The following is a 6,961-nucleotide window of genomic DNA, read 5'->3' on the forward strand; positions in this document are numbered from 1 at the left end:
CCCATCCTCCCCCATCAAGGGGGAGGTGTTGCATCGAGCATGTGGCTAGATGCAGCCCAACCCACCGGACCGCACCTCCCCCTTGATGGGGGAGGTTGGGAGGGGGTGATGTGAGCCACGATCTCACCGCTTGATACGCCCCGCCATCCATGGCACCTCAGGCCCACCACCACCCGAGGCAACCATGCGCGACGGAGACATCATTCACGGCCTGGCCCGCGGTCTCGCCGTCATAGAATGCTTCGACCAGGATCATGCGCGCCTCTCCATCACCGAGGTCGCCAATCGCACTGGCCTTGAGCGCGCCACGGCCCGCCGCTGCCTTCTCACGCTCGTGCACCTCGGCTACGCCACCTACGACGGCAAATTCTTCCAGCTCACGCCGCGCGTCCTCAATCTCGGCCACTTCTATCTGGCGGCCAACACTCTGCCCCAGATGATCCAGCCGTTCCTCGACGAACTCTCCGCCGCCACCGGGGAAAGCGGCTCTGCCGCCGTTCTCGATGGAACTGACATCCTCTATGTCGCCCGTGCTTCCACCCGCCGCGTCATGTCGATCAATCTCGGCCCCGGTGCCCGGCTCCCCGCCTATTGCACCTCCATGGGTCGCATCCTCCTCGCCGCCCTGCCGCCCGAGGAAGCCCGCGCCATCCTCGATCGTTCCAACCTCGTCGCCTATACCAGCCGTACCAAGGCGGACCTGCCAAGCATCACCACCGAGCTTGCCGTAGTAGCTGCCCAGGGCTTTGCCGTGATCGATCAGGAGCTCGAGCTCGGCCTCTGCTCCATCGCTGTCCCGCTTTACAACGCTGCCGGCCAAACTATTGCCGCTTTGAACATCGGCGCCCAGACCGCCCGCGCCTCCACCTCGCGCATGATCGCGAGCTTCCTGCCCCTCATGCGCAAGATCCAGTCAGACCTGCGGCCACTTCTGCGTTGACCACGGCGTAACTGTCACAATTGGCGACTAAGCTCATCTCCGGCACATCGCGAAACTTGGCTTCCAGGGAGTCATAAAACGCCGTGTCATATTGTGTCACACAACTGATATTGTCAGCTTTTTCCTGTAAAATCAGTGGCTTCGACTGTCATAAACCAGTCACCTATCTGCAATAAAACCGTCGCCGGGCCCCAATATGGTCTGCCGCGTCACAGGGCGGCCTCAAGCAACGGCTGGCCATGTTCCAGAACCGAATTCCGAAAGGGAACTTTCATGAAGACCGCACTTTTCGCTAGCGTCGCCGTAATCGCGCTCGCCGCCTTTGGCACGCCTGCTGCTTTCGCTCAGTCGCGCGACACCATCCAGATCGCCGGCTCCTCGACGGTCCTGCCCTTCGCCTCCATCGTCGCTGAAGAATTCAGCGCAGCGTTCCCCGAATTCAAGACCCCGGTCGTCGGTTCCGGCGGCACCGGCGGCGGCCTGAAGCAGTTCTGCGAAGGCACCGGCGACAACACCATCGACATCGCCAATGCTTCGCGTCAGATCAAGGAAGCCGAACTCGAGGCTTGCACCACTGCTGGCGTGACCGACGTTCGTGAAGTCCAGTTCGGCTTCGACGGCATCGTCTTCGCCTCGGCTGCTTCCGGCGCCGACTTCGCCCTGACCCCGGTTCAGGTCTACAAGGCAATCGCTGCCAAGGTTTATGTTGACGGCGCTCTCGTCGACAACCCCTACAAGACCTGGAACGAAATCGACGCTTCGCTCCCGGCTCAGCCGATCTCGCTCGCCATCCCGGCGTCGAACCACGGCACCCGCGAAGTCTTCCAGGAGAAGGTTGTGACCGCTGGCTTCAAGGAAGCTGGTCACCCCGAAGGTCTGTCCGAAGACGAAGTGAAGGCCCTCGAAACCACCTTCCGTCAGGACGTGGTCATCGAAATCTCGGGCGACTACACCGAGACCCTCGCTCGCCTGAACTCGGATGCCAACACCGTTGGCGTGTTCGGTCTGTCGTTCTACGAACAGAACACCGACACCCTCAAGGTTGCGACCGTTAACGGCATCGTTCCGACCAAGGAATCGGTCGCTGCTGGCGAATACCCGGTCTCCCGTCCGCTGTTCTTCTACGTCAAGGGTCAGCACATCGGCGTGATCCCCGGCATCGAAGAATACGTCCAGTTCTTCCTCTCGGAAGGCATCTCGGGCAATGGCGGCACTCTCGAAGCCGCTGGCCTGATCCCGCAGCCGGCCGACAAGACCGCTGAAGTTCTCGCCGCCTTCGAAGCTGGCGCTGCTCAGTAAGATACCTCTGCGGGTCGCACCATCCCGGTGCGGCCCGCTCTTTCGTTTTCCCGCGGGGGCGCATCGCGATGAATGCTCTGGTCGTAGCCGGCGTACTAATTGTCCTTCTAGGCATTTCCTATCAGACCGGCTGGTCGAAGAGCCGGAACCTCGTCACGGCTGATGGCGTCAAGGTTCACTCTCGCCCGCAATATCACGGGTCCTTCACCGCGATCTGGGCCATGGTCCCGGCGCTGGTGATCTTGCTGCTCTGGGTTTGGCTCGGCGGCGGCATCACCCACAATTATACCGTCGCCCAGATCCCGCAGGACATTCTGGTCTCGCTTGACCAGGCCGGTCTCAACGGCGCACTCATCCGCATCAATGCCCTGGCATCCGGCTATGGCGTGGCGGGCGAAACTGCTCCCTGGGAACAGGCCGCTGGCGACGCCGTCCGCTCCTTCAATTTCCTCACCTTCGCCGGCACGCTGGTCCTTGCCATCGTTGCTGGTGGTGCAGGCCTTGCTTATGCCCGCTCCCGTATCACGGCGCGCCTTCGGGCCCGCAACACGGTCGAGCGCGTCGTCAATGTCCTGCTGCTCGCCTGCTCTGCCGTGGCCATCCTGACCACTGTGGGCATCGTGGCCTCGCTGGTCACCGAAGCCTACAAGTTCTTCACCTTCATCAATCCGCTCGACTTCTTCTTCGGCACCGTCTGGGCCCCGAACAATGCCGGCGGCGACAATCACGGCTCATATGGCCTGCTGCCGCTGCTCTCGGGCACGCTGATGATCACCGCCATCGCCATGATCGTCGCCGTTCCGGTCGGTCTGCTCTCCGCAATCTATCTCAGCCAGTACGCGCCAAAATCGTTCCGCGCCGTCGCCAAGCCGCTCATCGAAATCCTCGCCGGCATCCCGACCATCGTCTTCGGCTTCTTTGCCCTCGTCACGGTTGGTCCCTTCCTCCGCGATTTCGGCAGCGCCATCGGCCTCCAGATCAGCGCCACCTCGGCCCTGACGGCAGGCGTGGTCATGGGCATCATGATCATCCCCTTCGTGTCGTCCCTCTCCGATGACATCATGAACCAGGTACCGCGCACCCTGCGCGATGGTGCCTACGGCCTCGGCGCCACCCAGTCCGAGACCATCCGCAACGTGCTCCTGCCCGCTGCCCTCCCCGGCATTGTCGGCGCCTTCCTTCTCGCCGTCAGCCGCGCCATCGGCGAAACCATGATCGTGGTTCTCGCTGCCGGCAACGCCCCGATCCTGCGTGGCAGCCCCTTCGAGCCCGTTTCGACCATCACCGTTTCCATCGTCAACCAGCTCACCGGCGATACCGATTTCACAGGTCCCCAGTCGCTCGTTGGCTTCGCACTTGGTCTGACCCTCTTCGTCGTGACCCTCTGCCTCAACATCTTCGCCCTCTACATCGTCCGTCGCTTCCGGGAGCAGTACGAATAAAATGGCTACTGACATTCAGACTTCCCCCGAAAAGGCTTCGTCCGACCGCACCCGCATCATTCGCGACGGTCTTCGCCGCCGCCACCTGAACGAACAAATCTTCCGCGGTCTGGGCATCGCAGCCATCGCCATCGCTCTGGGCTTTGTTGCGCTGCTGTTCGTCGACGTGTTCCGCAAGGGCATCCCGGCCTTCGTTCAGTCCAACCTGCACCTCTCGGTGACCTACGATGCTGAACTCATCGATGTAGGCCCGGCCCCGGCACGCGGCGATTTCCCGTCCGATGCCGAATACACCGCGGCCAGCCTCAAGTGGCAGCGTGAAGTAGCCCTGTTGAACTGGAACACCATCGTCGAGGCCGCACTCCGCAAGGCCGCGCCGGCAGGTTTCGAGATCGACACCAGGCAGATCCAGACGATCCCGGAAACCAACGCTCGTCACCAGATCCGCGAAATGTTCGTGCGCGATCCGTCCCTCCTCGGCCAGACCGTGGATGTGGAAGTCCTCGCCTCGGCCAATGCGGCCAACTGGATCAAGGGTAATATCGACCGCAGCCTCGGCGACGCCCAGCAGCAGCTTTCGGCGCCCGCTCGCCAGCTCATCGACACCTTCGTCGAGGACGGCACCATCTCGAACGGTTTCGCCTGGACGATCTTCACCAATGTCGACAGCCGCGCCGCTCCCGCCTCGGCTGGTCTGCTCGGTGCCTTCGTCGGCACGCTCTGGATGATGCTGATCGTGGTTCTTCTGGCTGTCCCGATCGGGGTTGCCGCCGCCATCTATCTCGAAGAGTTCGCGCCCAAATCGCGTCTCACCGACCTCATCGAAGTCAACATCAACAACCTCGCCGCCGTTCCCTCGATCGTCTTCGGTCTCCTCGGCGCCGCCGTCTTCATCAACTGGTTCCACCTGCCGATTTCGGCTCCGCTGGTCGGTGGTCTGGTGCTGACCCTGATGACCCTGCCCACCATCATCATCGCCACCCGTGGCGCGCTGATGGGCGTCTCCCCGGCCCTGCGCCAGGCGGCTCTTGGCATGGGTGCTTCCAAGACCCAGATGGTGTTCCACCACGTCCTGCCCACGACCTTCCCCTCGATCCTGACCGCCACCATTCTCGGTGTCGCTCACGCTCTGGGCGAAACCGCTCCGCTCCTGCTGATCGGCATGAAGGCCTTCGTCGCCTCGGTTCCTGCCACCCCGCTCGACCAGGCAGCCGCTCTCCCTGTCCAGATCTATCTCTGGCAGGGCAATGAAAACCGCAATTTCTTCGAACCCCGCACGGCTGCAGCTATCATGGTGCTGCTGGCGGTCATGATCCTGCTCAACGGCGTTGCGATCTATCTCCGCTCACGCCTTGAAAAGCGTGCTTAAGGATGAGCCAAATGGATATGCTTGCCGGCAAGGTTAAGAAGACTTCTCTGAACGTGGACTCCGCCATGAACCCGACTGATGTGCTCGAACGCCCCATCCGCCTCACCGCTCGCGACGTGACCGTTCACTACGGCACCAAGCAGGCCCTGCACGGCATCTCGATCGATATCCCCGATCGCGCCGTCACCGCTTTCATCGGACCCTCGGGCTGCGGCAAGTCGACGTTCCTGCGCTGCATCAACCGCATGAACGACACCATCGAAGGCGCCAAGGTCGGCGGCACGATCAAGCTTGACGGCGAAGACATCTACGCCCCGGCGCTTGACGTGGTCGAACTGCGCGCCCGCATCGGCATGGTCTTCCAGAAGCCCAATCCGTTCCCCAAGTCGATCTACGACAACGTCGCCTACGGCCCTCGCATCCATGGTCTCGCCCGCAACAAGGCCGACCTCGATGAGATCGTCGTGTCGTCCCTGCGCAAGGCCGGTCTCTTCGAAGAAGTGAAGGATCGTCTGCAGGAGCCGGGCACCGGTCTTTCCGGTGGCCAGCAGCAGCGTCTGTGCATTGCACGCGCCATCGCCGTCGGCCCCGAAGTGATCCTTATGGACGAGCCCTGCTCTGCCCTCGACCCGATCGCGACCGCCGTCATCGAAGAGCTGATCGACGAACTGCGCGAGAACTACACCATCGTCATCGTGACCCACTCGATGCAGCAGGCAGCCCGCGTTTCCCAGCGCACCGCCTTCTTCCACCTCGGCAACCTGATCGAACAGGGCCCGACCGAAGACATCTTCACCAATCCGGTGAACAAGCAGACCCAGGACTACATCATGGGCCGCATCGGCTGATCGCGGAACGAGGAAGCAATATCATGCCCAATACCGCATCAGATCACATCGTTTCGTCCTTCACCGACGAGCTGAACACCCTTGCCCAGGCCATCGCCGAAATGGGTGGCCAGGTTGAAGTTGCCATCGAGAACGGCACCAAGGCCCTTCTCAAGCTCGACCGCGAGCTGGCCGACCTCACCATCATCGCCGATCAGCGCATTGACGATATGCAGCGCAAGATCGACGACATGTGCGTCTCGATCATCGCCCGCCGCCAGCCCATGGCTTCGGACCTGCGCTCGATCGTCACCGCCATCCACGTCGCCAACGACCTGGAACGCGTCGGCGACATGGCCAAGCAGCTCGCCCGCCGCTCGCTGAAGCTCGAAGGCATCAACCTGCAGCCGACCTTCTACAACGGCGTCAAGAACATGACCGCCCTTGTCCTCCGTCAGCTCAAGGACGCTCTCGACGCCTACGCCAACCGCGACGCAGCCGCCTCGGTCGAAGTGTGCAATCGCGACGACGAAGTCGACGCCATGCACACCTCGCTGTTCCGCGAACTTCTGACCTACATGCTGGAAGATCCGCGCAACATCACCACCTGCACGCATTTGTTGTTCTGCGCCAAGAACCTCGAACGCATCGGCGACCACGCGACCAACATCGCCGAACGCGCCTACTACCTGCAGACCGGCAAGCAGCTCACCGCTGACGTGCAGGAACTGCACCGTACCCAGCTCAAGGCATAGCCACTCTCGCCTTGTGACTACCCAAACCAGCCATCATCTTCTTCAAGGGGGCAGCTGAAGGAGATGGTGGCCTTTCCGATGGACTGACGGCAGCATGCGGCTGCCGATCGATGGAGCACGCCTATGCCCGCGACCATTCTCGTTGTCGAAGACGAGGGCGATATCGCCATCCTGCTGCGTTACAACCTCGAAGCCGAGGGTTTCCGCGTCGTCACCGCTGAAACCGGCGACGAAGCGCAACACGCCATTGCCGAAAAGCTGCCCGACCTGATCCTGCTCGATTGGATGCTGCCCGAAATCTCCGGCATCGAACTCTGCCGGCGCCTGCG

At 62.1% G+C, this 6,961-nt stretch carries 7 protein-coding genes; all 7 read left to right on the top strand.

Going from position 1 to position 6,961, the window contains the following annotated elements; translation table 11 throughout:
* Positions 1 to 184 precede the first annotated feature (184 nt).
* Positions 185 to 940 (top strand): IclR family transcriptional regulator, encoded by a 756-nt coding sequence (locus ABW043_RS06510; RefSeq protein ID WP_353920411.1) that lies wholly within the window; start codon positions 185 to 187, stop codon positions 938 to 940.
* 273 nt (positions 941 to 1,213) lie between these two features.
* A complete protein-coding gene (locus ABW043_RS06515; protein WP_353920412.1) occupies positions 1,214 to 2,239 on the top strand; it encodes a substrate-binding domain-containing protein in 1,026 nt (341 codons plus the stop codon).
* Between the two features lie 68 nt (positions 2,240 to 2,307).
* Complete coding sequence (gene pstC, locus ABW043_RS06520) at positions 2,308 to 3,681, top strand: phosphate ABC transporter permease subunit PstC (protein ID WP_353920413.1); 1,374 nt, start codon at positions 2,308 to 2,310, stop codon at positions 3,679 to 3,681.
* Position 3,682: 1 nt separating this feature from the next.
* On the top strand, positions 3,683 to 5,050 hold the full coding sequence (gene pstA / locus ABW043_RS06525; protein ID WP_353920414.1) for a phosphate ABC transporter permease PstA: 1,368 nt from the start codon (positions 3,683 to 3,685) through the stop codon (positions 5,048 to 5,050).
* Between the two features lie 11 nt (positions 5,051 to 5,061).
* Entirely contained in the window at positions 5,062 to 5,898 is an 837-nt protein-coding gene (pstB, locus tag ABW043_RS06530) for a phosphate ABC transporter ATP-binding protein PstB (protein WP_449395219.1), read from the top strand.
* Positions 5,899 to 5,921: 23 nt separating this feature from the next.
* Positions 5,922 to 6,632, top strand: coding sequence for a phosphate signaling complex protein PhoU (gene phoU / locus ABW043_RS06535; protein WP_353920415.1), 711 nt, complete (start codon positions 5,922 to 5,924; stop codon positions 6,630 to 6,632).
* 123 nt (positions 6,633 to 6,755) lie between these two features.
* Positions 6,756 to 6,961 (top strand): response regulator (locus ABW043_RS06540; RefSeq protein WP_353920416.1); only part of this gene is annotated, 206 nt, incomplete at its 3' end.

The organism is Devosia sp. (genome assembly GCF_040509215.1).
In the GTDB taxonomy this organism is placed as follows: domain Bacteria; phylum Pseudomonadota; class Alphaproteobacteria; order Rhizobiales; family Devosiaceae; genus Devosia.

Coding starts and splice junctions, on each gene's coding strand:
- ABW043_RS06510 (WP_353920411.1), top strand. CDS start 185: ATGCGCGACGGAGACATCATTCACGGCCTGGCCCGCGGTCTCGCCGTC.
- ABW043_RS06515 (WP_353920412.1), top strand. CDS start 1,214: ATGAAGACCGCACTTTTCGCTAGCGTCGCCGTAATCGCGCTCGCCGCC.
- pstC (WP_353920413.1), top strand. CDS start 2,308: ATGAATGCTCTGGTCGTAGCCGGCGTACTAATTGTCCTTCTAGGCATT.
- pstA (WP_353920414.1), top strand. CDS start 3,683: ATGGCTACTGACATTCAGACTTCCCCCGAAAAGGCTTCGTCCGACCGC.
- pstB (WP_449395219.1), top strand. CDS start 5,062: ATGGATATGCTTGCCGGCAAGGTTAAGAAGACTTCTCTGAACGTGGAC.
- phoU (WP_353920415.1), top strand. CDS start 5,922: ATGCCCAATACCGCATCAGATCACATCGTTTCGTCCTTCACCGACGAG.